The following is a 26,844-nucleotide window of genomic DNA, read 5'->3' on the forward strand; positions in this document are numbered from 1 at the left end:
CTCGCGAAGAGGCCCTATCAAACGATGGAGATTAAAGCCCCTCCAGCTCAGCCATCAAATCACTCAACCGATCCACCTTCTCGGCACTGATCTCATTGGCCGCCAACCCGTCGATATACTCGGCCAACTCCGCCACCGTGCTGCACTCAAACATCGCTCGCAGTGGCACATCCCGCTGCAAGGTCTTCTGCACCCGCGACGCAATCTGCGTGGCCAGCAACGAATGCCCGCCCAGTTCGAAGAAGTTGTCCTGCACCCCTACCCGCTCAACCTTCAACACCTCAGCCCAGATTGCCGCCAAGGTGGTCTCCAGTTCGTTGCGCGGCGCCAGGTAGTCCTGGCTGCATAACTGGCCGATGTCCAGGTCAGGCAGCGCCTTGCGGTCGAGTTTGCCGTTGGCATTCAGGGGCAGGCGCTCCAGCCACAGCCAGTGCAGCGGCACCATGTACTCCGGCAGTTCGGCGCGCAGGCGCTGTTTGATGCGGTCCAGGCGTTCGCTTGGGTTCAGCGCCTCATTGGCAGCCACCAGGTAGCCGACCAGGTGCTTACCGTTGACGCCCTCCTGCACGCCCACTGCTGCATCGCGTACTTCCGCCTGCTCATGCAGACGCGCCTCGATTTCACCCAGTTCGATGCGATAACCGCGAATCTTCACCTGATGATCGATCCGCCCTACGTACTCCAACACACCATCACTGCGCCGCCGTGCCAGGTCACCGGTGCGATACAAGCGCTCCCCCGGCGCGCCGAACGGGTTCGGCACAAACACCGGCGCGGTGCGCAGCGGGTCGCTGACGTAACCACGGCCCACGCCAGTACCCGCGACACACAGTTCCCCCACCGCACCTTGCGGCACCAACTCCAGCGCGCCATCGAGCAGGTACAAGCGGTTGTTGTCCGTTGGCGTACCAATCGGCAGGTAGGTGCCACGGGTCGATGCCAGGTCGACGCGGTAGAACGCCACGTCGTCCGAGCATTCCGCCGGACCATAGGCGTTCACCAGGCCAATCTCTGGGTAACGCTGCAACCACTGGTGCGCCAACTCCGGCGGCATCGCTTCACCGGTCGGCAGCATCCAGCGCAGGCCGTCGAGGCGGATACGGTCCTGGGCGAGCATGCCCTGGATCAGTGATGGCACGCTCTCCAGCACGGTGATGCCTTGTGCCTGGACATGCTCCAGCAACCCTTGCGGATCATGGGCCAGCGCGTTCGGCACAATGTCCACCCGTGCGCCAAACAGCGGCGCGGCGAGGAACTGCCACACGGAAATATCGAAACTTTGCGACGCGGTTTGTGCGATCACATCCGCATCGCTCAGGTCCAGATACGGCACCTTGCTCAACTGGTTATTGAGCATGCCGCGCTGTTCCACCATCACGCCTTTGGGCAGGCCGGTGGAGCCCGAGGTGTAGATCACATAGGCGAGGTTGTCCGGGCCGCTGTAGATACCGGGGTTGTCGTCATGCTCATCCAATACCTCCCACACCAACAGCTTCGGTCTCCCAGCGCAGGAGAACTCATCCAACAGCACCTGCGCCTGTTCGCGACACGCCTCGGTGCACACCAGCAACGGCGTGCGGCTCAAATCGATGATGCTGCGCAGGCGCTGGCTTGGCAGGCCAGGGTCCAGCGGCAAGTAACCGGCACCGGCCTTGAAGCTGCCGATGATCATGCCGAGCAAGTCCAGGCTGCGTTCAGCCAGCAAGGCCACCGGTTGATCCAGGCCCACACCCGCCTTGATCAACGCATGCCCCAGGCGGTTACTGCGCCGGTTCAGCTCGGCATAGCTCCATTGCTGGTCCAGGCAACTGGCAGCAATGCGCTGTGGATGCTCGCCCACCTGCGCTTCAAACAGCTCGATATAGCTGCGCTCCAGCGGGTAGTCATGCTCACTCTGGTTGCAGCCGTCCACCAGGAACTCACGTTCCTGCGCGCCAATCAGCGGCAGGTCGGCCATGTCGCCATGGAAGCCCTGCACCAGCGCCAGCAGCAGGCGCTTGAACTCGCCGAGCATGCCTTGCACGGTGGTTTCATCGAAGTAGCGCTGGTCATAGGACAGGTGCAAGCCCAGGTCATCGCCGGGGTAGCACACCGCCGTCAGCGGGAAGTTGGTGTGAGTGCGGCCAGAGTCCGAGGTGGCATTCAGGCTTTGGGCGCGGTCCAGCACCGAGACTTCCACCGGCGCGTTCTCGAACACGAACAGGCTGTCGAACAGCGGCTGGCCCTTGGGCAGTTCGCTGTGTTCCTGGAGGGTCACCAGTGGTAGGTATTCGTACTCGCGCAGTTGCATATTGCTGTCGAGCAAGCCGCTCAGCCACTGGCGCACGCTGCACGGTTGATCGTCCTCGGGCAGCTGCACCCGCAGCGCGATGCTGTTGATAAACAAGCCGACGGTGCGTTGCATCTCGGGCATTTCCACCGGGCGACCGGCCACGGTAACGCCGAACAGCACGTCACGGTCGCCGCTCAACCGACGCAGTACCAACGCCCATGCTGCCTGGGCAAAGGTGTTGACGGTCAGTTGATGGGCCTGGGCCAGTTCACGCAGTTGCGCGCCGTCACGGGCATCGAGGCGGGTGTAGCAGTCGCCCACCACCATGCCACCGTGGCCGGCGTGTTCACGCAGGAACGGGCGGTCACTCGGGATCGGCGTGGTGCGCTCGAAGCCTTGCAGGTTCTGCTGCCACCACTGGCGCGCCTCATTGAGGTTCTGGCGTTGCAGCCAGGCGATGTAGTCGCGATAACGCGGCGGTGTAGCCAATTGTGCCTCGCGGCCTTCGCCCATGGCCATGTAGATATCGAAGAAGTCATTCATCAGCAGCGAACGGCACCACGCATCGATGAGGATGTGGTGGTTGCTCATCATGAACCAGTAACGCTCGGCACCGACGCGAATCAGGCGCAGGTGGAACGGTGCCTGGTTGAGCAGATCGAAGCCGGCTTCGCGCTCTTGCTTGAGCAAGGCTTGCAGGCGCGGTTCCTGTTCGCTTTCTGGGTCAGCACTCCAATCCAGATACTCAATCGGCGTGCTGCCCGGCTTGTGGATCACTTGCAGCATGTCTTCGCCGACGTTCCAGCAGAATGACGCACGTAGGGCTTCGTGACGGGCGATCACCGCTTGCCAGGCCTGGGCGAAACGCTCGGGGTCTAGGGCGCTGTTGATGCGGTAACGGTCCTGCATGTAGTACAGGCCGGTGCCCGGCTCCAGCAGGGTGTGCAGCAACAAACCTTCCTGCATCGGCGTGAGCGGGTACACGTCTTCAATAGCGCTGGCCGGCACCGGCAAGGCATCCAGTTGCGGCTGGGTCAGGCGCGCCAGCGGGAAGTCGGACGGCGTCAGGCCGCCAGCATCGTCCTTGAGGCAATGGGCAACCAGGCTTTGCAGCTCGGCAAGGTAGGCCTCAGCCAGTTCGCGGATGGTGTGTTGATCGTGGCGTTCACGGCTGAACGTCCAGCGCAGCACCAGCTCACCGCCGTACACCTGGCTGTCGACGCTCAGTGCATTGGGCAGCGGCGCGTCCGGGTCATGGGCGATGCCCGCCGACGCGTCCAGCGGATGGAACAGCGCCTCGCTGCCAAAGCTCTGGTCGAACTGGCCGAGGTAGTTGAAGGTGATCTCGGCGCGCGGCAGCGCGGCCATGCTCTGTTGGATCAGGTCGTCTGCTAGATAACGCAGCACGCCATAGCCCAAGCCTTTGTGCGGCACGCCGCGCAGTTGCTCCTTGATCGCCTTGATCGACGCGCCCTGCTCCACCTGTGGGGTCAGCCGCAGCGGATAGGCGCTGGTGAACCAACCGACGCTGCGGGTCAGGTCGATGTCATCGAACAGGGTTTCACGGCCATGGCCTTCCAGTTGGATCAACGCCGAGGCGTGGCCGCTCCAGCGGCACAACACGCGGGCCAGCGCGGTCAGCAACAGGTCGTTGACCTGGGTGCGATAAGCGCTTGGGGCCTGTTGCAGCAATTGGCGGGTGTGTTCGGCATCCAGGCGCACGCTGACGGTGTCGGCATCGCGGTTGCGCAACGCGCCCTGAGGACGGTCCACCGGCAAGCCCACCGCAGGGCCGGCCAACTGGTCTTGCCACACGCTCAGTTCTTCGCGCAGGGATTCGCTGCCGGCATAAGCCTGCAAGCGTGACGCCCAGTCGCGCAGCGCGCTGGTCTTGGCCGGCAAGCTGACGGACTGGCCGTCGCTCAACTGGCGGTACACCGTTTGCAGGTCTTCGAGCAGTACGCGCCACGACACGCCGTCCACCACCAGGTGATGGATCGCGATCAGCAGGCGTTGCTGGCCTTCGGGGCCGTCTACCAACAAGGCGCGCAGCAGCGGGCCGTGTTGCAGGTCAAGGCTGCGTTGGGTGTCGGTGAACAGCGCGGTGCACTGCGCCAGGTCACGCACCTGGGCCTGCATCAGCACGCCGCCTTGAGGCACAGCCAAGTGTTCGGCGTGCCACTGGCTGTCGCGCGGGGTGAAGCTCAGGCGCAGGGCGTCGTGATGCTCCAGTACTGCCAGCAGCGCTTGCTCCAGGCGATGGGGTTCCAGCAGTTGCAGCGGCTTGAGCAACAACGCCTGGTTCCAGTGCTGACGCTGGGGAATGTCGGTGTCGAAGAACCAATGCTGGATCGGCGTAAGCCCCGAGCTGCCGGTCAGCACGCCCTGCTCCGCCGTGACCTTTTCGGAGCGCGTGGCAACGGCGGCCAGGGTTTGCACGGTCTGGTGCTGGAACAAATCCCGCGGGCTGAAGTGAATGCCCGCCTGCCGCGCACGGCTCACCACTTGGATCGACAGGATCGAGTCGCCGCCGAGTTCGAAGAAGTTATCGTCGAGGCCGACTTGCTGCACGTTCAACACCGCCGCCCAGATCGCCGCGAGGGTGTGCTCCAGCTCGTTGCGTGGCGCCACGTACTGTTGACGATTGGCCTCGGGGTCGGGTTCTGGCAAGGCACGACGGTCGAGTTTGCCGTTGGCGGTCAGCGGCATGCTGTCGAGCACGATCAGGTGCGCGGGCACCATGTAGTCCGGCAGTTGCGCCTTGAGATGAGCTTTCAACGCATCGCGCAGAGCGCCCTGCTCAGCATCGCTGACCAGGTAGGCCACCAGCTGTTTGCCGCTCGGCGAATCCAGCGCCAGCACCACCGCTTCACGCACCGCTTCGTGTTCCAAAAGACGGGTTTCGATTTCCCCCAGTTCGATGCGAAAGCCACGAATCTTTACCTGATGGTCGATCCGCCCCAGGTACTCCACCAAACCGTCGGCGCGTTGGCGCACCAGGTCGCCGGTGCGGTACAGACGGCCGCCGTTATTGGTAAACGGATCGGCGACAAAGCGCTCGGCCGTCATGCCGGGGCGCTCGTGGTACCCCTGGGCCAGCCCGGCGCCGCCGATATACAACTCGCCGGTCGCGCCTTGGGGCACCAATGCCAGGTCGGCATCAAAGATGTAGGCCACACGGTCGCCGATAATGCTGCCAATCGGCACACTGCCCGCGCCTTCCTCCAACTGCTCCGGAGCCAGGCTGGCCAGCGGCATCACCACGGTTTCGGTCGGGCCATAGGCGTTGAAGAATACCTTTGGCTGAAACGCCGCACGGATGCGCGCCAAGTGTTCACCGGTGAGCGCTTCACCGCCGGTGATGCACATGCGCACCGGCAAGGTCTGTTGCTGGGTCGCCAGCCACTGCGCCAACTGGCTGCCGTAGCTTGGGGTAAAGCCGAGGATATTGATGCGATGGGTGCGGATCAGCCCGCAGATTTCTTCGGCATCCCACTGGCCCTGGGCACGCAATACAACCTGCGCACCGCTGAGCAGCGGCACCAGCAGACGCTCGGTGGCGGCGTCGAAGTTGATCGAATAAAAATGCAATTCGCAGTCGTCCGGGCGCATGCCGAAACGCTCGATCACCGCCGCGCAATGCATGGCGATTTCGCCGTGGGACACCACCACGCCCTTGGGTTTGCCGGTGGAGCCGGAGGTGTAGATCAGGTACGCCTGGTGCTGTGGCAGGCTGATAAATGGCAACTCGCCCGACGGGTAATTGGCGAGTACCGGCAGGTCATCTTCCAGGCACCAGCAGGCTACGGTGGCGGGCAATTCGCCGAGGGCTTCGAACATCGCCGCATCGCTGAGCAACAGGCCGATGCCGCTGTCTTCGATCATGTAATGCAGGCGGTCCAGCGGGTATTCCGGGTCCAGCGGCACGTAGGCGCCGCCAGCCTTGAGGATCGCCAACAGGCCGATGACCATTTCCAGCGAGCGCGGCAGCGCCAGGCCGACGCGCACCTGCGGGCCGACGCCACGCTCACGCAGCATCCAGGCCAGGCGGTTGGCGCGTTCGTCCAGTTCGCGGTAGCTCAGGGTTGCCCCGGCGAAAGTCAGCGCGGGTGCATCGCCACGGGTCGCGGCTTGCTGGCTGAACAGCGTGTGGATGCACTGGTCGAGGCGATGCTCGCCCTTTTCGATACCCAGGCTGTCCTGCAAGGCGCGTTGTTCGTCCTGCGTCAGCAACGGCAATTCGCTCAGGCGCTGCTGCGGGTTGGCGATCAGGGCTTCCAGCAGGTTGCGCCAATGTTCAGCCATGCGCGCGATGCGTGGCTCGTCGAACAGGTCGGTGCTGTAGGTCAGGCAGCAACCCAGGCGATGGTCGAGGTCGGTGACTTCCAGGTTGAGGTCAAACTTGGTGGCACGGGCATCGTTGGCCAGGTATTCCACGGTCATGCCGGCCAGTTGGCGGCTTTGCTGAAACTCCCAGCGCTGCACGTTGCACATCACCTGGAACAGCGGGTTATACGCCGCACTGCGTGGCGGTTGCAGGGCTTCCACCAGGTGGTCGAACGGCAGGTCCTGGTGGGACTGGCCTTCGATCACGGTGTGGCGCACTTGCTCGAACAGCTCGGCCACATTCATCTGCCCATTGAGCTGGCAACGCAGCACCTGGGTGTTGAGGAACGCACCGATCAGCCCTTCGCTTTCCGGGCGGATACGGTTGGCCACCGGCGCACCGATGCGCAGGTCGGTCTGGCCGCTGTAGCGGTAGAGCAATACGGCCAGGGTGGCGGTCATGGTCATGAACAGGGTGAGGCCGCGCTCGGCATTGAAGGCACGTACGCGGGCGGCCAGGTCATCGCTCAAATCGAAGCGGTACAACTCGCCCTGGTGGCTTTGCACCGGCGGGCGCGGGCGGTCGCCGGGCAGTTCCAGCAGCGGGTGTTCGTTGCCCAGTTGCGCGGTCCAGTAATCCAGTTGGCGCTGGCGCTCGCCAGCCTCCAGCCACTGGCGCTGCCACACGCTGTAATCCAGATACTGCACCGGCAACGGCGCCAGCGGCGAGGTGCGCTCATCGATAAAGGCTTCGTACAACGCGCTGAGTTCACGGGCAAAGATGTCCATGGCCCAGCCTTCGGTGACGATATGGTGCAGGGTCAGCACCAGGTAGTGTTCCTGCTCGCCGGCCTTGACCACACAGGCGCGCAGCAGCGGCCCGGTTTCCAGGTTGAACGGGGTGTGGGCCTCGTGATCGGCCAGTTGCTGCAAGCGCAACTGGCGCTCGGCTTCACTGAACGCCGAAATGTCCTGCCAATCCATGCGCAGCCCGGTTTGCGCCGAGACCTTCTGATAGGCCACGCCATCCACGCTCGGGAACGTAGTGCGCAGGGTTTCGTGACGCATGATCAAGGCCTGCAACGCCGCCTCAAAACGCCCCACATCCAGCACACCGCGCAGGCGCGCCATGCCGCCGACGTTGTAGGCTGGGCTGTCCGGCTCCATCTGCCACAGGAACCACATGCGCTGCTGGGAATAGGACAGCGGCACCGATTGACTGCGGTCGACCTTGGCAATGGCGGTTTGCTGGTTACGCTGGCCCGACGCTTGGATCAACCCGACCTGCTCGGCAAACGCGCCCAGTTCACTGGCCTCGAACAGGGTGCGCAGCGGCAGCTCGACGTCACACGCCTGGCGGGTGCGGGAGATGATTTGCGTGGCCAGCAACGAATGCCCACCGAGGGCGAAAAAGTCATCGTGCAGGCCGATGCGTGGTAGGCCGAGGACTTCGCGCCAGATCGCGGCGATCTGCTGTTGCAGCGCGGTTTCGGGCTCGATGTGTTCGCGGGTCTGCCACACAGGTGCAGGCAGTGCGCGACGGTCCAGTTTGCCGGCGGGGCTCAGGGGCATGGCGTCCAGGCGCATCAACAGCGCGGGCACCATGTACTCCGGCAATTCGGCGGCCAGGGCGGTTTTGACCTGATCTTCATCCAGCTCGCCATGGGCGGTGTAGTAACCGATCAACTGCGCGTCACGCACCAGCACCACCGCCTGGGCGATACCGTCCAGGGCCAACATGCGCGCTTCGATTTCTTGCGGCTCCACGCGGAAACCGCGCAGCTTGACCTGCTGATCGAGACGGCCAAGGTATTCGAGCACACCATCAGCGCTCCAGCGCGCGCGGTCGCCAGTGCGATACAGGCGTGTGCCCTGGTGGTCGGCGACAAAACGCTCGGCGGTCAACCCGGCACGGCCGAGGTAACCCCGGGCCAGGCCAAGGCCACCGATGCACAGCTCACCCGGCACGCCCAGCGGTACAGGGTTGAGCTGTTCATCGAGCACACGGCAGATCACGTTGCCCAACGGCCGGCCAATCGGCGAGCGCTCGCCGTCTTCAGCGCGGCAATGCCAGTGGGTCACGTTGATCGCGGTTTCGGTCGGGCCATAACGGTTGTGCAATTGCACCGCTGGTAGCTGCGCCAATACGCGGTTGCGCAACTCGGCGGGCAAGGCTTCGCCGCCAGAGAACAGGCGCCGCAGGCTGGTGCATTCGGCGGCCAGCGGCTCGTCGATAAACAGCGCCAACAGCGGCGGCACAAAGTGCAGCGTGGTCACGCCATGCTGCTGTACAAGCTGCGCGATGCGATGCGGGTCGCGGTGCTCGCCGGGGCCGGCCAGTACCAGGCGGCAACCGGTGATCAGCGGCCAGAAGCATTCCCACACCGACACGTCAAAACTGATCGGTGCCTTTTGCATCAGCACATCGGTTTGATTGAGTTGGTAAGTGGCCTGCATCCACTGCAAGCGCTCGGCCAGGGCCGCGTGGGTGTTGCCTACGCCCTTGGGCTGGCCGGTAGAGCCGGAGGTGTAGATCACGTAGGCGAGGTTGTCACCGTGCAGGTGCAGGCCCGGTGGCTGGGTCGGCCAGCTGTCCAGGTGCAGGCTGTCCATGGCGATCACGCCCACGCCTTCGGTGGCGGGCAGCTGTTCCAGCAGTGAAGTCTGGGTCAGCAGCAGGTGCACGCCGCTGTCCTTGAGCATGTAGGCCAGGCGGTCGGCGGGGTAATCCGGATCCAGCGGCACGTAGGCGCCGCCGGCCTTGATGATGGCCAGCAGGCCGATCAGCAGTTGCGGCGAACGCTCGGCGGCGATAGCCACGCACACGTCCGGGCCGACGCCTTTGTCACGCAGGTAATGGGCCAGGCGGTTGGCCTGGGTGTGCAGCTGGGCAAAGGTCAGGCTGCCGTCTTGCCAGACCAGTGCGGTAGCGTCCGAGGTTTGCTGGTTAAGCAGCTCGGGCAACCATTGCTCGGCGGGCGCGCACGGTGCCTGGCTCCAAACTTGCTGCTCGTCTTGTTGCATCAGCTGGAGGTCGCCAATGGCGTGCTGGGGTTGCTCGCACACGGTTTGTAGCAGTTGGGTGAAGTGCTCGGCCAGGCGCTGGATGGTGCGGGCTTCGAACAGTTCGTCGGCGTAGTCAAATGACAGGCTCAGGCGCCCGTTGCGGTCTTCTTCGCTGTGCAGTTGCAGGTCGAACTTGGCTTCGCGGCTGTGCCATGGCAGCTCATCGGCGAGCATGCCTGGCAGACGGCGCAGGGCGCTGAGGTCGCGTTGCTGGTGGTTGAACATGACCTGGAACAGGCCTTGTTCGCGGGCCTGGGGGAAGGCTTCCAGCAGTTGTTCGAACGGCAGGTCCTGGTGGGCCTGGGCGGCCATGGCCGTCTCGCGGGTGGAAGCCAACAGTTGATCGAATGGCAAGCGCCCATCCAGCTCGGCGCGCAACACCAGCGTGTTGATAAAGAAGCCGATCAGGCCCTGGGTTTCCTGGCGCGGGCGGTTGGCATTGGGCACGCCGATGCGGATATCGCGCTGGCCGCTGTAGCGGTAGAGCAAGGTCTGGAACGCGGCCAGCAACAGCATGAACGGCGTGGACGCGTTGGCCTGGGCGGTCTGGCGAATCGCGTCGCTGAGGCCGGTGCTCAGGCGTACGGTATGGCGTGATGCGCTGTTGCGGTGGTGCGCCGAGCGCGGATGGTCGGTGGCCAGGCTGAGGGTGGGGTGCTCTTCACCCAACTGCGTTTTCCAGTAGGCCAGTTGGCGCTGGCCTTCGCCCTCGGCCAGCCATTGGCGCTGCCAGCTGCCGTAATCGGCGTATTGCAAAGCCAGGGGTGGCAATTCCAACGCTTGGCCTTGGCTCGCAGCCGCGTACAGGCGCGAGAATTCGTCGATCAAAATGTTGAGCGACCAACCATCGGCAATGATGTGGTGCAGGGTCACCAGCAGTTGGTGATCCTCATCGTCCAGGCGCACCAGGGTCACCCACAGCAGCGGGCCTTTTTCCAGGTCGAACTGGGTGTGGGCTTCGTCCTCGCGGATCTGCTGCGCGCGGGCCTCACGCTCGGCGACGGGCAGGTCGCTGAGGTCGATGACTTGCAGCTCGAAATCGGCCTTGGCGTCGACACGCTGGAAGGCTTGGCCATCGCGCTCATAGAAACGGGTACGCAGCGCTTCGTGGCGCTGGACCAACTGCTGGAAGCTGGCACGCACCGCGTCTTCGTCCAACTCGCCGCGCAGGCGCAGTGCGCCGGGGATGGTGTAGGCGCTGCTGTGGGGGTCCAGTTGCCAGGTGATCCACAGGCGGTTCTGGGCCAGGGATTGGGGCAGTTCGTCCTGGCGCGACAGGCTGTGGATTGCGCCTTGGGCAACGCCACCGTCGTGCTGCAATTGCGCGACATGGGCGGCGAACGCCGAGAGCACTGGCGCTTCGAACAGCATGCGCAGGTTCAGCTCCAGACCCAACTTATCCCGCAGGCGCGCCACCACCTGAGTGGCGGTAATGGAGTTGCCGCCGAGCAGGAAGAAGTGGTCATCAGCCGCAACGGTTGTGACGTGCAACTGTTCGCACCAGATCGCAGCAATCTGGTTTTGCAGTTCGGATTCCAATGCAGCATCATCGGCCTGGGCCTGCACATCGGGGAACTGCGCATAGCTATCGAGGCTGCCATCGGCATGGCGCAGGCCACACGCTGCACGTTGCACTTTGCCGCTGGAGGTCTTTGGCAACGCGCCGGGATTGAGCAGCACTACCACGCTTGGCGCCTCTTGATAGGCCTCGGCGACGGCTTGGCGAATCGCCTTGATCAGCGCTTCGGGCGGCAGGATTTTCTGCACGCTGCGGCTGATTTCCGCCGCAATGCCGATGCCTTCCAGGCCTTGGTCATTCACGGCAAACGCCGCCACCCGGCCCTTGCGCACCACTTCCACTTCGCGCTCGATGGTTTGCTCGATGTCCTGGGGGTACAGGTTGTGGCCGCGCACGATCAGCAGGTCTTTCAAGCGGCCGGTGATGTACACCTCGCCAAAGCGCATAAAGCCCAGGTCACCGGTGCGCAACCAGGTGCGACCTTCGTGCTGCACGAAGGTCTTGGCGGTGGCTTCGGGGTTGCGCCAGTAGCCGTGGGCGATGCTCGGCCCGGTGGCCCACAGTTCGCCGACGTTGTTGTCGGGTAGCTCTGCAAGGGTATTGGGATCGACGATCAGCACCGCGTGTTCCGGCTGGCTGGTGCCGCAACTCATGATCGCCGTGCCCTGCCCTGGCTCGGCGCGGTTGGCGGCCAGCGCCTGCTCATCCATGCGCATGGCCGGAATGCCGTGGCCACGGCTGCCACCGGCGACGAACAGGGTCGCTTCGGCCAGGCCGTAGGAGGCGAAGAAGTTGTCTGGGGTAAAACCGCAGGGGGCGAACTTGTCGGCGAAGCGTTCCAGGGTGTCGAGACGGATCGGCTCGGAGCCGGAATAGGCCACGCGCCATTGGCTCAGGTCCAGGCGTTCCAGGGCCGACTCGCTGACCCGTTCGCTGCACAGGCGGTAGGCGAAATCCGGGCCACCGCTGATGGTGCCGCGGTATTCGCTGATCGCCTCCAGCCAGCGCAACGGGCGGCCGAGGAAGTAGGCCGGCGACATCAACACGCACGGCACGCCGCTGAAAATCGGTTGCAGCAGGCCGCCGATCAGGCCCATGTCGTGGTACAGCGGCAGCCAACTGACGATCACGTCGTCGGGGTTGAGGTCGATACCAAAACCACGGCGGATCAGCACTTCGTTGGCCACCAGGTTACCGTGGCTGACTTGCACGCCCTTGGGCAACGCGGTGGAGCCGGAGGTGTACTGCAAAAAGGCGATGTCGTCAGGTTGCAGGTCGGGGGCGACCCAATTGCCGGCGCTGTCCAAGCGGTCGACGATCAACACCGGCGGCGCATTTTCGATCTGGGCCAGGCCCTCGGCGAGGCTGGCGATGGTCAGCAGCAGGCGCGGCTCGGCATCGCTGATGATCGACAGCAAACGCTCCTGGTGATGACGACGGGTGGACTCCGGCGGATAGGCCGGCACGGCGATCACCCCGGCGTACAGGCACCCAAAGAACGCCGCGACATAATCCGGGCCACTGGGGAACAGCAGCACCGCTCGGTCGCCCAGTTCAGCATTGGCTTGCAAGGCGGCGGCGATGGTACGGGCGCGGCTGTCCAGGTCGCGGTAGCTGAGCACAACGTTCTGCTCGGCAGACTCGGCCAGGAAGCGCAGAGCCACCTGGTCCGGGGTCTGTGCGGCACGACGTTGAAGGGACTGGACCAGTGTGCGGGGAAGTTCGAAGGCGTCCATCATGGGGTTCCTGCCTGAAATCGGCTTACGGGGAAATCGGGGCTTACTTGAAAACAGAGAGCGGGGGCGTTCAGCCGGCGATCAGTTGCCGCGCCACGCCATTGCGCCAGCGGGCCAGGTGCTCGTCGGCGTAGCGGCGTATGCAGCGCAACACCGCGCTTTCGTGCTGCACCAGAAAGAAGTGGTGACCGTCGAACATGTCCAGGGAAAAACCGCTGGAGGCGTCGGCTTGCCAGTCGAGCAACTGGTCGGCGCACACGCTGTCTTGTTTGCCGCCGAACACATGGATCGGCATGCCCAGCGGCTCGCGCTCGCCGTAGGTGAAGCTGCCGCACAGCAAAAAGTCGGCACGCAGGATCGGCAGCATCAGCGCCATCAACTCAGGGTTGGCCAGCGCTTCTTCGGCAGTGCCTTGCAGTTCACGCAGGCGGGCGATCAGTTGTTCATCGGTCTTTTCGATGGCGTATTCGCTGACATCGCGATGGGCCGGGCCGGCGGTGCCGGAAGCGAACAACGCCAAGGGTGCGGGGGCGTTGCGGACCTTGAGTGCGTGGGCCAGCTCAAACGCCAGCAGGCCACCAAGGCTGTGGCCGAACAACGCGTAGGGGGTGCTCAGGTCGCGGCTGATTTCGTCGGCCAGTTGTGCTGCCAGGGCCTTGATGTCGCGCTGCAACGGCTCGTCCATGCGCATGCCACGCCCCGGCAGCTCCAACGGGCACACCTGCAACCAGGCCGGCATTGCCCGGCGCCAACGCGCATACACCATGGCACTGGCGCCCGAGTAAGGCAGGCAAAACAGACGCAGTCGAGTCGGCGCGCTCATCGCGGGAAGACTCCACACTGAAACACGCCCTCTGCACGATAGAAACCCATCTCGCCCTCCTGCGGGTGCTGATCCTTGGCCGTTTTACTAACGAGCCTGTCACCCATGAGAACGGACGGCGCTGGCAAATAATTAGTCGCGGGGATCAGCGAGAGCGGGTTCACACCTTCCGGGAAGGCATAAGATTAGTTCGTCTTCTCATTTGACAATCATTATCATTAAGCCTAATTTGTTGCCCGATGTGTAGGAGGCCTCAGCAAGGACGCCCTCCCCTAACCTCTTTAGCAACAAGGTGAATTCCATGACGGAACCAGTATCCACAGGCAGGTGTGACTCACCTCTTCTCCAGGCATTTGTCGACAATCGACTCATCCTGGTGAAGATCGCAGCACGTATTACCGGCTGCCGCTCTCGCGCCGAAGACGTGGTGCAAGACGCGTATTTCCGGTTGCAATCAGCACCGACGATCACCTCCTCGTTCAAGGCCCAGCTCAGCTACCTGTTCCAGATCGTGCGCAACCTGGCGATCGACCACTACCGCAAGCAGGCGCTGGAACTCAAATACTCGGGGACCGAAGAGGAAGGCTTGAATGTGGTCATCCACGGCGCTTCACCGGAAACCTCCCACATCAATTTCAACACCCTGGAAAACATCGCCGACGCTTTGACCGAGCTGCCGCAGCGCACTCGATATGCGTTCGAGATGTACCGCCTGCACGGCGTGCCGCAAAAGGACATCGCCAAGGAACTGGGGGTGTCGCCGACGTTGGTGAACTTCATGATTCGCGATGCGCTGGTGCATTGCCGCAAGGTGTCGGGCAGCCATAGCGATACGTTTGCGCGGCGGGTGTAGAGACTTCGAAAAACTGTAGCGAGGGAGCTTGCTCCCGCTGGACTGCGCAGCAGTCCCAGTCTTTGGGTAAAAAACTGGGGCCGCTTCGCGACCCAACGGGAGCAAGCTCCCTCGCCACAGGTCATTTGCCAGTGCGGATCAGACCAACCCACACCGATCAAAAAACCGCTCACGTCCCAACATCATCAGCGCCGCACGCTTGTGGGGGAAGTCGAATTCCTTCTCGCAGTGGAAACACTGGTTCTGCATATGCCCGATCATCTTCGCGTTGTCGGCACGCGGTTCCGCCACCACCCGCTGGGTGCGTGGGTCATCCAGGAACAGGTAGTGCACCAGCGCCGACAGCCAGCTCGCGACTTTATGCGGGCCACGGTGATGTTCCTCCCCCACCAACATGTGAATGCCACGGTCGTAGTCGGCGGCGTCGTAGAACGGTGCGATGCGGTCTTCCTTGGCCCAGTAGGCTTCGAAATACGCAAAGGGCTCGTCGTCGAAGCAACCGATCAGCGTGAGGGTGTGGGGATCGGCCTCCAGCTTGTCCAGGTATTCGCGGTGTTGTTCGAGGCTGCCGCTTTCCTGCCAGAAACTGGCGACGCGGGCGCTGTTCTGCCAGCGGTTGAAGCGCGCCAGGTCCACGTCGATCTCCACGGTGCGCAAGGAAATCCATGCCCCCAGGCGTGCGTCATAACGCCGGTAAACTTCACCACGGGGCTTGGGTGCACGAGCTGGGTGGCGCTTGCTATTACTGATGACCATCTGCTGCGGGTAGCTGCCATTCACAGATTGCCCAAGCCACGGCTGGGGCAGTTGCCAGAACAGCGTGCGCTCGCAATAGAACTGGCCGGCCACTTCGGTGGCGACCAACAGGCCACTGCGCAGCGCATCGTCGGCCGCATGCTCAAGGTGCCAGACCAGACGCTGGCGGGCCGGCTCCTTGACGAACAACCAGTAACTGGCCGCCCACAAGGCACGCACCGGTGCGACGTGATTGGCGTCCTGCAAATACACATGCAATTCATCGCCCCGCTCAAGACGCAGGCGCGCCAGCGGCTGGCCTTCCAGCGTCAGGCTCAGGTGGCTTTGGGTTTCATCGGCATTCAAGGCAGGCCCGGCCGGCAACGGCAGGAGCGACAGGTCATTCAGATTGGACATGGGAGGGGCTCACGATAATCGTCGACAGATAGAGAAGTGACGTGAGCCAAGCGCGCAAATTTAGCCCCATCAGGGCGTGGGCATCACATCGATGCGGTAGGGTTCGAAAATTTTCAGCATCTCGCCGCTGTCCCGCAGGCGCTTGAGCAATCCGGCAAACGCCTCGCCGCTAATCGGCGCCTTGGGCCGTAACAACGCGTAGTGGTGATACACCTGGTCAATGCGCTCCGACACCATGAACTGCCCGGACATCTCGGCATTGCGCACCATGAAATCGCTGAGGTACGAGCGGGTCACCAGTGCGATATCCGCACGCCCCCGCGCGACCATCAACAGGTTGCTGTCATGGGAGTAGGTCAATGTGGCGTTGAAGTGCTCGGCCATGTATTTGGGGTCGGGGTTGAAGTTGGCGAAGGCGTAGTGATAGCCGCTGAATACCGCCAGGCGCTTACCGTTTAGGTCGGCGAAATAATCCTGGCTGCGGCCAGGCTCACGTTGGGCGACGAATATTTCTGCGTCTTCCAGGCCCATATCGACGCTGGTGTGGGGGATTTTCTGCCAACCCCAGGCGGGGTTTTCGAAAATGGCCATATCGACCCGACCCTGCTCGAAATCCCTGAAACGCCGGGGGATCGAGGTGGGCACCAGCACAAACTGGTAGTCGGTTTGCGAGGCGTTAAGGGCTTCGACCAGTTGCGGCAGCAACCCGGTGTCGGCGCCCTGCTCGGGGCGCACGGTGTAGGGCGGGAAGTGCGCCGCGCCGATGCGTACCAGTTGCGCCGCCGTTGCCGGTAGCCACCATGCGGCGCCCAGTGCCCATAAAGTCAGTCCTGCAGCCAGCCGCCATGGCGAAAACATTAAGGCACACACCGTTCGATACTCTGATGGCGATAAGCTAGGCGTTTTCGTCCGGCGAGACAACTTTCCACCGTCAAATTAATAGCTTGCGCCTCAGTCGGCTTTCAGAACCATTAGCAAGGCTTCCTCGGCCAGTTGCTCAAGGGTCAGGCTGCCCTCGGCACGGAACCAGGTGGTGGTCCACGACAAGGCCCCTGTGAGGAAACGCCGCGTGATAAACACATCACCCTTGATATAGCCCGCCGCCTTGGCCTCCCCCAGCACTTGCAGCCAGATCTGCTCATACACATCGCGCAACGCCAGCACCTGGGCCTGGCCCTCGGCCGACAGCGAGCGCCACTCGTACACCAGCACCGCCATGGCCTCGCCGCTACCGCCCATGATCGACTGCAATTCGCAGCGGATCAGCGCCAACACGCGTTCGCGCACGTTCGCCGCTTCTTCGAGGGAGGCGCGCATCATCGCGGTGTTGTAGTGGATGGTTTCCTCCATCACCGCCCGCAGGATCTCGTCCTTGCTCTTGAAGTGATGAAAGATGCTGCCCGACTGGATACCCACCGCGCTGGCCAGGTCGCGCACGGTGGTGCGTTCAAACCCTTTATTGCGAAACAAATGAGCCGCGGTTTGCAGCAGCTTGCCCCGGGCACTGTCGGGGTCGGTCAATTGGCCGCCATCGACCATGGTGCGCATCACCCGCAGGGCTTTTTGCTCATCCATGCTGCTCTCCTCACCTTCACTTCTACCGACGTCTTGGCCGGCAATTTAGGCCGTGGCCGCCACCCAAGCAAGCGCTTGGCTGAAACTTGTGTCCGCAGTTTACAAACCAAGCGCTTGCTTGGTAGTCTCGACAATAGCCACTTGGAGACGGATTTCTCATGAGCAAGACGGTTCGTATCGGCTGCGCCAGCGCCTTCTGGGGCGACACCTGCACCGCCGCCGCCCAATTAGTGCACGGCGGTGCCTTGGATTACCTGGTGTTCGACTACCTGGCGGAGGTCACGATGTCGATCCTCGCCGGTGCACGCATGAAAGACCCCCAAATGGGCTACGCCACGGATTTTGTCGAGGTGCTCACGCCGCTGCTGGCAGATATCCAGCGCCAGGGCATCCGCGTGATCAGCAATGCCGGCGGCATCAACCCCCAAGCCTGCGCCGCCGCCCTGCAAGCGGCCTGCGACACGGCCAATGTCCCGCTGAAAATCGCCGTGCTGCTGGGGGACGACCTGCAACCCCAGCTCAAAAAACTCCACCCCATCACCGACATGTTCAACGGCACGCCGCTGCCGCCCCTGTGCGTATCGGCCAATGCCTACCTCGGCGCACCGGGCATTGCCCAGGCGCTCGAACTGGGCGCCGATATCGTCATCACCGGGCGCGTGGTGGACAGCGCCGTGGTCAGCGCGGCGCTGGTGCATGAATTCAACTGGTCGTGGCACGACTACGACCGCCTCGCCCAGGCCGCACTGGCCGGGCATATCATCGAATGCGGCGCGCAGTGCACGGGGGGCAATTTCACCGATTGGCGCGACGTGCCGGACTACGAGCACATCGGTTTCCCCATCGTCGACGTCAGCGCCGATGGGCAGTTCACCGTGAATAAGGTCGAGGGCACCGGCGGGCTGATCAGCGAACTCAGCGTGGCCGAGCAACTGCTGTATGAAATCGGCGACCCACGGGCTTACTTGCTGCCGGATGTGATCTGCGATTTCAGCCAGGTCACATTGCAGCAACAAGGTAAACACCAGGTGCGCCTGCACGGCGCCAAAGGCCTGCCGCCCACCGACCAGTACAAAGTCAGCGCCACCTACCCTGATGGCTTTCGCTGCACCGCCAGTTGCCTGATCGCCGGGATCGACGCGGTGGCCAAGGCCGAGCGGGTCGCCCAGGCGATCATCCACAAGACCGCTGAGTTATTCAGCCAGCGCGGCTGGGCACCCTACACCGACGTGAATATTGAATTGCTGGGCAGCGAAGCCACTTACGGCCCACACGCCAGGCGCCACGACTGCCGCGAAGTGGTGGTGAAGCTGGCGGTACGGCATCCGAGCAAACCCGCGTTGGTGTTGTTCGCCCGTGAGATCGCCCAGGCCGCCACCGGCATGGCGCCTGGGCTTACCGGGATCGTCGGCGGGCGGCCCACGGTGTACCCGCTGATCCGTTTGTTTTCATTCCTGATCTATAAGTCTTTTTGCACGCCCGTGGTCGAGTTCCAGGGCCAGCGCCATCATTGCGAACTGCCCGTTGCGCCAGGGTTCATCACGCCCGGCGAAGCGCTGGAGCCGCCCAAGCCCCAAGGCCTTGCCGATGCCAGCGTGCCCCTGGTCAAACTCGCCGTGGCCCGCTCCGGCGACAAGGGCAACCACAGCAATATCGGCGTGATCGCTCGCGCGCCCGAGTACCTGCCGTGGATCGCCGAAGCGCTGACGCCTGAGGTGATCGTCGAGTGGATGAGCCACGTGCTCGACCCGCTCCACGGCCGCGTCGAACGCTGGTATTTGCCCGGCAGCCACAGCCTCAACTTCCTGCTGGAAAACGCCTTGGGCGGCGGTGGTATCGCCAGCCTGCGCATCGACCCTCAGGGCAAGGCCTTCGCCCAGCAACTGCTGGAAATCCCCATTGCCGTGCCGCAACACATCGCCGACTCACTCACCTAAAAGGAGCGTTGCCGTGGCCTATGACTCGATCTTCAAAGCCGACCTGTTCCAGGGGCAGACCGTGATTGTCACCGGGGGCGGCAGCGGTATTGGCCGCTGCACCGCCCATGAACTGGCCGCCCTGGGTGCGCGGGTGATGCTGGTGGGCCGCACGCCAGAAAAGCTGCAGAAAGTCGCCGCAGAGATAGCCGAAGACGGCGGCAACGCCGATTGGCAGGCCTGTGATATTCGCGATGAAGAGGCGGTGAAGGCGCTCGTAGGTCTGATCGTACAAAGTCATGGCCCGATTCACGGTTTGGTGAATAACGCGGGCGGCCAATACCCGTCACCGCTGGCCTCGATCAATCAAAAAGGCTTTGAAACCGTGCTGCGCACCAACCTGGTGGGCGGCTTCTTGATGGCGCGGGAAGTGTTCAACCAGTCCATGAGCAAGCACGGCGGCGCCATCGTCAACATGCTCGCCGACATGTGGGGCGGCATGCCCGGCATGGGCCACTCCGGTGCGGCGCGCTCGGGCATGGACAACTTCACCAAGACCGCTGCCTTCGAATGGGGCTGCGCCGGGGTGCGGGTCAACGCCGTGGCGCCGGGCTGGATCGCCTCCAGCGGCATGGACACCTACGAGGGCGCCTTCAAGGCGGTGATCCCGACCTTGCGTGAACATGTGCCGCTCAAGCGCATCGGCACCGAGTCGGAAGTCAGCGCCGCCATCGTGTTCCTGCTCAGCCCCGCCGCTGCGTTTATCAGCGGCAGCACCCTGCGCATTGATGGCGCCGCCAGCCTGGGCAGCCGCGCCTGGCCGCTGCACAAGGCGCAGCCAACCAGTGAGCCGTTCAACGGCTTCCACCGCGCGTATCTGCCCGATGTGCTCAAGGCGGAGCAATAACCTATGCCGGTGATTGAATCCCTGATCGACCCCCACAGCGCCCAGTTCGCGCAAAACCGCGCGGCCATGCTGGTCGGCATCCAGCACCTGCGACAACTGGAACAGACCCTGCTGGACAAAGCCCAGGAGGCCAAAGCCAAATTCGACAAGCGCGGCCAACTGCTGCCCCGCGAGCGCCTCAACCTGCTGCTGGACCCCGGCGCGCCGTTCCTGGAATTGGCCAGCCTGGCCGGCTACAAGCTGCACGATGACAAGGACGGCAGCGCCGCGGGCGGTGGCCTGATTGCCGGCATCGGCTACGTCAGCGGCGTGCGCATGCTGGTGGTGGCCAACAACAGTGCGATCAAGGGCGGCACCATTTCACCCAGCGGCTTGAAAAAATCCCTGCGCCTGCAACAGATCGCCCTGGAGAACAAACTGCCGGTGGTGACCCTGGCCGAAAGCGGCGGCGCCAACCTCAACTACGCCGCCGAGATCTTCGTCGAAGGCGCCCGCAGCTTTGCCAACCAGGCACGCCTGTCGGCCATGGGCTTGCCACAGATCACCGTGGTGCACGGCTCGGCCACGGCGGGCGGGGCGTATCAGCCGGGGTTGTCGGACTACGTGGTGGTGGTGCGCGGCAAGGCCAAGTTGTTTCTGGCCGGGCCGCCACTGCTTAAAGCCGCGACCGGCGAAGTCGCGACGGATGAAGAACTGGGCGGCGCCGAGATGCACGCACAAGTCGCCGGCACCGCTGAGTACCTGGCGGAAAACGATGCCGACGGCGTGCGTATCGCGCGCGAAATAGTCAGCGCCTTGCCGTGGAATGACCGCCTGCAGGCTTCGTCCAAAAAAGCTTACGCAGAGCCGCTATACCCCATCGAAGAGTTGTTGGGCCTGATCCCCGACGACCCGAAAAAACCCTACGACGTACGCGAAATCCTCGCCCGCCTGGCAGACGCGTCCAACTTCCTTGAATTCAAAAGCGAGTTCGACCCCCACACCGTGTGCGGCCACTTGCATATCCAGGGCCGTGCCGTCGGCGTGGTCGGCAACAACGGCCCCATCACGCCCAAGGGCGCCAGCAAGGCTGCGCAGTTTATCCAGCTGTGCGACCAGAGCCGCACGCCGCTGCTGTTCCTGCACAACACCACGGGGTTCATGGTGGGCACCGAGTCGGAGCAACAAGGGGTGATCAAGCACGGCGCGAAGATGATCCAGGCGGTGGCCAATGCCCGGGTGCCTAAACTGACGATTGTGGTGGGTGGCTCCTACGGTGCCGGCAACTATGCGATGTGCGGCCGAGGGCTGGACCCGCGCTTTATCTTCGCCTGGCCTAACAGCCGCACCGCAGTGATGGGCGGCGCCCAGGCGGGCAAGGTGCTGCGCATTGTCACTGAGGCCAAGCAATTGAAGGACGGCCTGGTGCCTGATCCCAAGGTGCTGGACATGTTGGAGCAGGTCACCGCGCAGAAGCTCGACAGCCAGTCCACCGCGTTGTATGGCAGCTCCAACCTATGGGACGACGGGCTGATTGACCCACGGGACACCCGGACCTTGCTCGGTTTTTTGCTGGATATCTGCCACGAGGCCGAGGTGCGGCAGTTGCAACCCAACAGCTTTGGTGTGGCGCGTTTCTAACCGGAGAACAATAAGAATGATCTTTACCCAGGAACATCAGGAACTGCGCCGCACCGTACGCGCATTCGTCGACCGCGAGATCAACCCCCACGTGGACGAATGGGAAAAAGCTGGGCGCTTTCCCATCCACGCCATTTTCCGCAAGGCCGGCGAGCTTGGCCTGCTGGGCATCTCCAAGCCGGAACAATTTGGCGGCATGGGCCTGGACTACAGCTACTCCATCGTCGCCGCCGAAGAGTTCGGCACCATCCATTGCGGCGGCATTCCCATGTCTATCGGCGTGCAGACCGACATGTGTACCCCCGCCCTCGCCCGCTTTGGCAGCGATGAACTGCGCGAGCAATTCCTGCGCCCGGCCATCAGCGGCGAGCAAGTCGGTTGTATCGGCGTCTCGGAAACCGGCGCAGGTTCCGATGTAGCGGGGCTCAAGACCCATGCACGCAAGGACGGTGACGACTACGTGATCAACGGCAGCAAGATGTGGATCACCAACGCCCCCAGCGCTGACTTTATCTGCCTGCTGGCCAACACCTCCGACGACAAGCCGCACATCAACAAATCGCTGATCATGGTGCCGATGAACACCCCCGGTATCAGCCTCAGCGCGCCCCTGGAAAAGCTCGGCATGCACAGCTCCGAGACCGCCCAGGTGTTCTTCGACAACGTGCGCATCCCCCAACGCAACCGCATCGGCCACGAAGGCGCGGGCTTCATGATGCAGATGCTGCAGTTCCAGGAAGAACGCCTGTTTGGCGCGGCCAATATGATCAAGGGCCTGGAGCACTGCATCGACAGCACCATCGCGTATTGCAAGGAACGCCAGACCTTCGGCAAGGCGCTGATCGACAACCAGGTCATCCACTTCCGCCTGGCCGAACTGGCTACCGAAATCGAGTGCCTGCGTGCGCTGGTCTACCAAGCCACCGAGCAGTACATCAAGGGCCAGGACGTGACGCGCCTGGCCTCGATGGCCAAGCTCAAGGCCGGGCGCCTGGGCCGCGAAGTCAGCGACAGTTGCCTGCAATATTGGGGCGGTATGGGCTTTATGTGGGACAACCCGGTAGCGCGGGCCTATCGCGATGTGCGGTTGGTGTCGATTGGCGGCGGTGCCGACGAAATCATGCTGGGCATCATCTGCAAACTGATGGGCACCTTGCCGGGGAAAAAGCCATGAACACCTTGTTGCTCGAACCCCATAACGGTGTGCTGCACATCACCCTCAACCGTCCCGAAAGCCGCAATGCCATGAGCCTGGAAATGGTCAACGAACTGCGCGCGGTACTGGCGCAGTTGGATGAGCAAACGCGGGCCGTGGTGATCAGCGGCGCCGGCGGGCACTTTTGCGCCGGGGCGGATGTGAAGGACCTGGTCAGCGCAGGCAATCAATTAGAGGCGCTGAACCGCGCATTCGGCACTTTGCTGCAAGCCGTTGAAACCGTGCCCCAGGTGGTGATCGTAGTGCTGCAAGGCGCGGTGCTGGGCGGCGGGTTCGGCTTGGCCTGCGTGAGTGATATCGCGATTGCCGACCACCAGGCCCAGTTCGGCTTGCCGGAAACCAGCCTGGGCTTGCTACCGGCGCAGATTGCGCCATTTGTGGTCAAGCGTATCGGCCTGACCCAGGCCCGTAGGCTGGCGCTGACGGCGGCGCGGTTTGATGGGGTTGAGGCTGAGCGGTTGGGGGTGGTGCACTTTACCGAGCGTGACCCGCAGGCGTTGGCCGAGCGTTTGGATGAGGTGTTGGGGCATGTGCTGCGGTGCGCGCCGGGGGCGAATGGGCGCACAAAAGCGCTGTTGCTGGCGAGTGTGGATGAGCCGCTTGAGGGGGTGTTGGATCGGGGCGCGCAGTGGTTTGCCGAGGCCGTCAGAGGTGAAGAAGGGATTGAGGGTACTCAGGCATTTGTGCAGAAAAGAAAGCCTAGGTGGTGCAAATGACGCTTTCGCGAGCAAGCCCGCTCCCACACTTGACTGTATTCACCAATAGAAATCTGTGAACCCGATCCAATGTGGGAGCGGGCTTGCTCGCGAAGAGGCCCGAACAAACACCCCATGAGCCCAGGGAAAACCCAATGCGCCAATTCACCAAAATCCTCATCGCCAACCGCGGCGAAATCGCCTGCCGCATCCAGCGCACCGCCCAAGCCATGGGCTATCGCACCGTAGCCGTCTACAGCGACGCCGACGCCCAGGCCCTGCATGTGCAGATGGCCGATGAAGCCGTGCACATCGGCTCCGCCCCCGTCCAACAGTCCTATCTCAATATCCCGGCGATTCTGGACGCCGCCCAAAAAACCGGCGCCGACGCCATCCACCCCGGCTACGGCTTCCTCTCGGAAAACCCCGACTTCGCCCGCGCCTGTGTGGCGGCAGGCCTGATTTTTATCGGCCCAAGCGTTGAGGCCATCGAACTGATGGGCAGCAAACGCCTGTCCAAACTCGCCATGCTCGACGCGGGTGTGCCGTGCATTGCCGGCTACCAGGGCAGCGACCAGGACGACGCCACGCTGCAACAAGAAGCCGAGCGCATCGGCTATCCGCTGATGATCAAAGCCAGCGGCGGCGGCGGCGGACGGGGCATGCGCCTGGTGCACCAGCGCGACCAGCTCGTGGAGCAACTGCGCACCGCGCGCTCCGAGGCGCTGAACGCCTTTGGGAGTGACGAACTGATCCTCGAACAGGCGCTGATCGACCCACGCCATGTCGAGATCCAACTGTTCGGCGACCACCATGCAAACCTGATCTACCTTGGCGAACGGGATTGCTCGATCCAGCGCCGCCATCAAAAAGTCATCGAAGAAGCCCCCTGCCCCGTGATGACGCCGCACCTGCGCCAAGCCATGGGCGAAGCCGCCCTCAAGGCCGGGCGAGCGGTGAACTACGTGGGCGCCGGCACCGTGGAGTTTTTGCTCGACCGCAACGGCCAGTTCTACTTCCTGGAAATGAACACCCGCCTGCAAGTGGAACACCCGGTCACCGAACTGATCACCGGCCTCGACCTGGTGGGTTGGCAGTTGCAGATCGCTGCCGGCCTACCGCTGCCGCTGACCCAAGAGAACGTGACGCTGACTGGCCACGCCATGGAAGTGCGCCTGTACGCCGAAGACCCAGCCCAAGGCTTCCTGCCACAAACCGGCGACGTGCTGCGCTGGGAACCGGCGCCCGGTGTGCGCACCGACCATGGCGTGGTTGAAGGCCAGCGCATCAGCCCGTTCTACGACCCGATGCTGGGCAAGATCATCGCCCACGGCAGTACCCGCGAAGAGGCGCGGCGCAAGCTGTTGCGGGCGGTGGAAGACACGTTACTGCTGGGGGTGACCACCAATCAGCGTTTGCTGGTGGACCTACTCAAGCATCCAGACTTTATCGCGGGCGATTTCAGCACCGGTTTTATCGCCGAACACTTCAGCGAGATTCCACCCCGGAGCGCGTCAACAGAACAACTCGCCCTGGCCGCCGCGCTGTTTTACCAACACAGCGCGAGCCCGCATCCCCAACACTTGGCAGGCTGGCGCAACAACGCCAATGAACCTTGCACCTACCGCTTGGAGGCGTATGACGAGATCCACAGCGTCACCGCTGACCCGTTACCACTCACTGGCGACGGCCGTCACGCCACCCTGGTGCTCAACGGTATCCGCCGCCGCATCGCCTATCACCTCGACGGCAACCAGTTGTGGCTACCGGGCCTGACCGTGACCAACCGCACCCAGCAGGTCGCCCGCCGCCAGGCCGACGCCAGCAGCGGCAGGGTCAAGGCACCGATGGACGGCGCCATCGTCGATGTTCGCGTCAGTACCGGCGAGCGCGTCAGCAAAGGCCAGCTGTTGTTGGTGCTCGAAGCCATGAAAATGGAGCATCCGCTGACCGCCGGTATCGACGGTGTGATCAAGGACGTGCAGGTAATAGCAGGCGATCAGGTGCGCAATCGCCAGGTGCTGGTGGAAATCGAATAACCCGCTGGGCGGAACTACAAGGCCGGGCTACGCTCTATCCCCATCAAGAAAGGATGAGTACGGGAACCTGCACCATGCCTCATTGGCTGATTATTGACCTTGAAGCCACGACGGATGAAGGCGGCTGGCCCGTGACGGAGATGGAAGTCATCGAGATCGGTGCGAGCCTGGTGAACCGCCAGGGGCGCGAGCTGGATCATTTCCAGCGCTTTGTGCGGCCGCTGCGCCGGCCCTTGCTGACGCCGTTCTGCCGTCAACTGACCCATATCACCCAGGCCAACATCGACGCCGCCGCACCGATCACCGAGGTGTGGCCGTTGTTCGAACGCTGGCTGGGCCAGCACCAGCCGCGCCTGGAAGGCTGGGCCAGTTGGGGCGATTACGATCGCCGGCAACTGGAGCTGGAGTGGCAACGCCATGGCCTGGCCAGCGCACTGGCCGACACGCCCCATGTAAACCTCAAGCAGCGCTTCGCCAAGGCCCGGCGCCTGGACAAGCCCCTGGGGCTCAACGGTGCGCTGCAATTGGCGGGGATGCAGTTTCATGGCCAACAACATCGGGCTCTGGAAGACGCGCGCAACACCGCGCGCCTGTTGCCGCTGATTTTGCCAGTCTAGGCAGCTCCCCTGCCCTTGGGCATACTGAGCGCCCATTTTCTTGTTGCTGAACCGTAGGAGCGAGCTTGCTCGCGAAGGTCGTTAACGATAACGCGGGAAACCTGGCACCCAGTGGCGCTCTTGGGTTTTTCGCGAGCAAGCTCGCTCCTACAGTAAAGCGTCAACCCTTTTCCGAGGATTCACCCATGTTTAAAGTCAACGAGTACTTCGACGGCACCGTCAAGTCGATCGCTTTCGGCACCGCAGAAGGTCCGGCGACCATCGGCGTGATGGCCCCGGGTGAATACGAATTCGGCACTGCCCAGCGTGAAATCATGCACGTGGTGTCCGGCGCCCTGACCGTCAAGCTGCCAGACGCCGCCGAGTGGGAAACCTTCGCCGCCGGCAGCCAGTTCAACGTTCCGGCCAACAGCAAGTTCCAGCTCAAGGTTGCCGTAGACACCGCTTACCTGTGCGAATACCGCGGCTAAGGTTTACCCGGTCAAAAAAAAGCCCGTCTCGCAGGAGACGGG

The 26,844-nt window shown here is 63.2% G+C and carries 14 protein-coding genes and 1 pseudogene; 10 read left to right on the forward strand and 5 right to left on the reverse strand.

Annotated features, from left to right (window positions below):
- Positions 1-31: 31 nt before the first annotated feature.
- Both ACLD1Y_RS26985 and ACLD1Y_RS26990 read right to left on the reverse strand, forming a co-directional pair.
- On the reverse strand, positions 32-12,922 hold the full coding sequence (locus ACLD1Y_RS26985) for a non-ribosomal peptide synthetase (protein WP_429480757.1): 12,891 nt from the start codon (positions 12,920-12,922) through the stop codon (positions 32-34).
- A 67-nt stretch (positions 12,923-12,989) separates the two neighbouring features.
- Entirely contained in the window at positions 12,990-13,742 is a 753-nt protein-coding gene (locus tag ACLD1Y_RS26990; RefSeq protein WP_429480758.1) for a thioesterase II family protein, read from the reverse strand.
- A 301-nt stretch (positions 13,743-14,043) separates the two neighbouring features.
- On the opposite strand from ACLD1Y_RS26990, the gene ACLD1Y_RS26995 reads away from it, so the two are divergent.
- Positions 14,044-14,595 carry an RNA polymerase factor sigma-70 gene (locus tag ACLD1Y_RS26995; RefSeq protein ID WP_003192867.1) on the forward strand — a complete coding sequence of 184 codons (552 nt, stop codon included), beginning with the start codon at positions 14,044-14,046 and terminating at the stop codon, positions 14,593-14,595.
- Between the two features lie 138 nt (positions 14,596-14,733).
- Here ACLD1Y_RS26995 and ACLD1Y_RS27000 read toward each other — a convergent pair whose 3' ends face one another.
- The 3 genes from ACLD1Y_RS27000 to ACLD1Y_RS27010 form a co-directional block, all read right to left on the reverse strand.
- Positions 14,734-15,747: a GNAT family N-acetyltransferase gene (locus ACLD1Y_RS27000; RefSeq protein WP_429480759.1), complete on the reverse strand. Its 1,014-nt coding sequence runs from the start codon at positions 15,745-15,747 to the stop codon at positions 14,734-14,736.
- A gap of 69 nt (positions 15,748-15,816) precedes the next feature.
- Complete coding sequence (locus ACLD1Y_RS27005; RefSeq protein WP_429480760.1) at positions 15,817-16,605, reverse strand: substrate-binding periplasmic protein; 789 nt, start codon at positions 16,603-16,605, stop codon at positions 15,817-15,819.
- A gap of 93 nt (positions 16,606-16,698) precedes the next feature.
- A complete protein-coding gene (locus tag ACLD1Y_RS27010; protein ID WP_429480761.1) occupies positions 16,699-17,322 on the reverse strand; it encodes a TetR/AcrR family transcriptional regulator in 624 nt (207 codons plus the stop codon).
- Positions 17,323-17,480: 158 nt separating this feature from the next.
- Here ACLD1Y_RS27010 and ACLD1Y_RS27015 point away from each other — a divergent pair, with 158 nt between their 5' ends.
- From ACLD1Y_RS27015 to ACLD1Y_RS27055, 9 genes and pseudogenes are all read left to right on the forward strand, one after another.
- Positions 17,481-19,259 (forward strand): acyclic terpene utilization AtuA family protein, encoded by a 1,779-nt coding sequence (locus ACLD1Y_RS27015; protein ID WP_429480762.1) that lies wholly within the window; start codon positions 17,481-17,483, stop codon positions 19,257-19,259.
- A 13-nt stretch (positions 19,260-19,272) separates the two neighbouring features.
- Positions 19,273-20,145, forward strand: coding sequence for an SDR family oxidoreductase (locus tag ACLD1Y_RS27020; protein ID WP_429480763.1), 873 nt, complete (start codon positions 19,273-19,275; stop codon positions 20,143-20,145).
- 3 nt (positions 20,146-20,148) lie between these two features.
- Positions 20,149-21,765, forward strand: coding sequence for a geranyl-CoA carboxylase subunit beta (atuC, locus tag ACLD1Y_RS27025; RefSeq protein WP_429480764.1), 1,617 nt, complete (start codon positions 20,149-20,151; stop codon positions 21,763-21,765).
- Between the two features lie 16 nt (positions 21,766-21,781).
- Positions 21,782-22,939, forward strand: a complete 1,158-nt coding sequence (gene atuD / locus ACLD1Y_RS27030) for a citronellyl-CoA dehydrogenase (RefSeq protein WP_429480765.1) — start codon at positions 21,782-21,784, stop codon at positions 22,937-22,939.
- The gene (locus ACLD1Y_RS27035; protein ID WP_429480766.1) at positions 22,936-23,697 is read left to right on the forward strand and encodes an enoyl-CoA hydratase/isomerase family protein; all 762 of its coding nucleotides are present in this window, start codon (positions 22,936-22,938) and stop codon (positions 23,695-23,697) included. The genes atuD and ACLD1Y_RS27035 overlap by 4 nt, the downstream gene beginning before the upstream one ends.
- Positions 23,698-23,831: 134 nt before the next feature.
- Positions 23,832-25,715, forward strand: coding sequence for an acetyl/propionyl/methylcrotonyl-CoA carboxylase subunit alpha (locus ACLD1Y_RS27040; RefSeq protein ID WP_429480767.1), 1,884 nt, complete (start codon positions 23,832-23,834; stop codon positions 25,713-25,715).
- 74 nt (positions 25,716-25,789) lie between these two features.
- Positions 25,790-26,332, forward strand: a complete 543-nt coding sequence (locus ACLD1Y_RS27045; protein WP_429480768.1) for an exonuclease domain-containing protein — start codon at positions 25,790-25,792, stop codon at positions 26,330-26,332.
- Between the two features lie 65 nt (positions 26,333-26,397).
- Positions 26,398-26,487 (forward strand): annotated as a pseudogene (locus tag ACLD1Y_RS27050) (outer membrane lipoprotein carrier protein LolA); the annotation flags it as partial.
- A 30-nt stretch (positions 26,488-26,517) separates the two neighbouring features.
- Positions 26,518-26,802: a pyrimidine/purine nucleoside phosphorylase gene (locus ACLD1Y_RS27055; RefSeq protein ID WP_135292017.1), complete on the forward strand. Its 285-nt coding sequence runs from the start codon at positions 26,518-26,520 to the stop codon at positions 26,800-26,802.
- The last annotated feature ends 42 nt before the right edge of the window (positions 26,803-26,844 follow it).

The organism is Pseudomonas sp. 18175, from assembly GCF_050432925.1.
Taxonomy (GTDB): Bacteria; Pseudomonadota; Gammaproteobacteria; order Pseudomonadales; family Pseudomonadaceae; genus Aquipseudomonas.

Coding starts and splice junctions, on each gene's coding strand:
- ACLD1Y_RS27055 (WP_135292017.1), top strand. CDS start 26,518: ATGTTTAAAGTCAACGAGTACTTCGACGGCACCGTCAAGTCGATCGCT.
- ACLD1Y_RS27005 (WP_429480760.1), bottom strand. CDS start 16,605: ATGTTTTCGCCATGGCGGCTGGCTGCAGGACTGACTTTATGGGCACTG.
- ACLD1Y_RS26995 (WP_003192867.1), top strand. CDS start 14,044: ATGACGGAACCAGTATCCACAGGCAGGTGTGACTCACCTCTTCTCCAG.
- ACLD1Y_RS27045 (WP_429480768.1), top strand. CDS start 25,790: ATGCCTCATTGGCTGATTATTGACCTTGAAGCCACGACGGATGAAGGC.
- ACLD1Y_RS26985 (WP_429480757.1), bottom strand. CDS start 12,922: ATGATGGACGCCTTCGAACTTCCCCGCACACTGGTCCAGTCCCTTCAA.
- ACLD1Y_RS27000 (WP_429480759.1), bottom strand. CDS start 15,747: ATGTCCAATCTGAATGACCTGTCGCTCCTGCCGTTGCCGGCCGGGCCT.
- ACLD1Y_RS27040 (WP_429480767.1), top strand. CDS start 23,832: ATGCGCCAATTCACCAAAATCCTCATCGCCAACCGCGGCGAAATCGCC.
- ACLD1Y_RS27015 (WP_429480762.1), top strand. CDS start 17,481: ATGAGCAAGACGGTTCGTATCGGCTGCGCCAGCGCCTTCTGGGGCGAC.
- ACLD1Y_RS27035 (WP_429480766.1), top strand. CDS start 22,936: ATGAACACCTTGTTGCTCGAACCCCATAACGGTGTGCTGCACATCACC.
- atuD (WP_429480765.1), top strand. CDS start 21,782: ATGATCTTTACCCAGGAACATCAGGAACTGCGCCGCACCGTACGCGCA.
- atuC (WP_429480764.1), top strand. CDS start 20,149: ATGCCGGTGATTGAATCCCTGATCGACCCCCACAGCGCCCAGTTCGCG.
- ACLD1Y_RS26990 (WP_429480758.1), bottom strand. CDS start 13,742: ATGAGCGCGCCGACTCGACTGCGTCTGTTTTGCCTGCCTTACTCGGGC.
- ACLD1Y_RS27010 (WP_429480761.1), bottom strand. CDS start 17,322: ATGGATGAGCAAAAAGCCCTGCGGGTGATGCGCACCATGGTCGATGGC.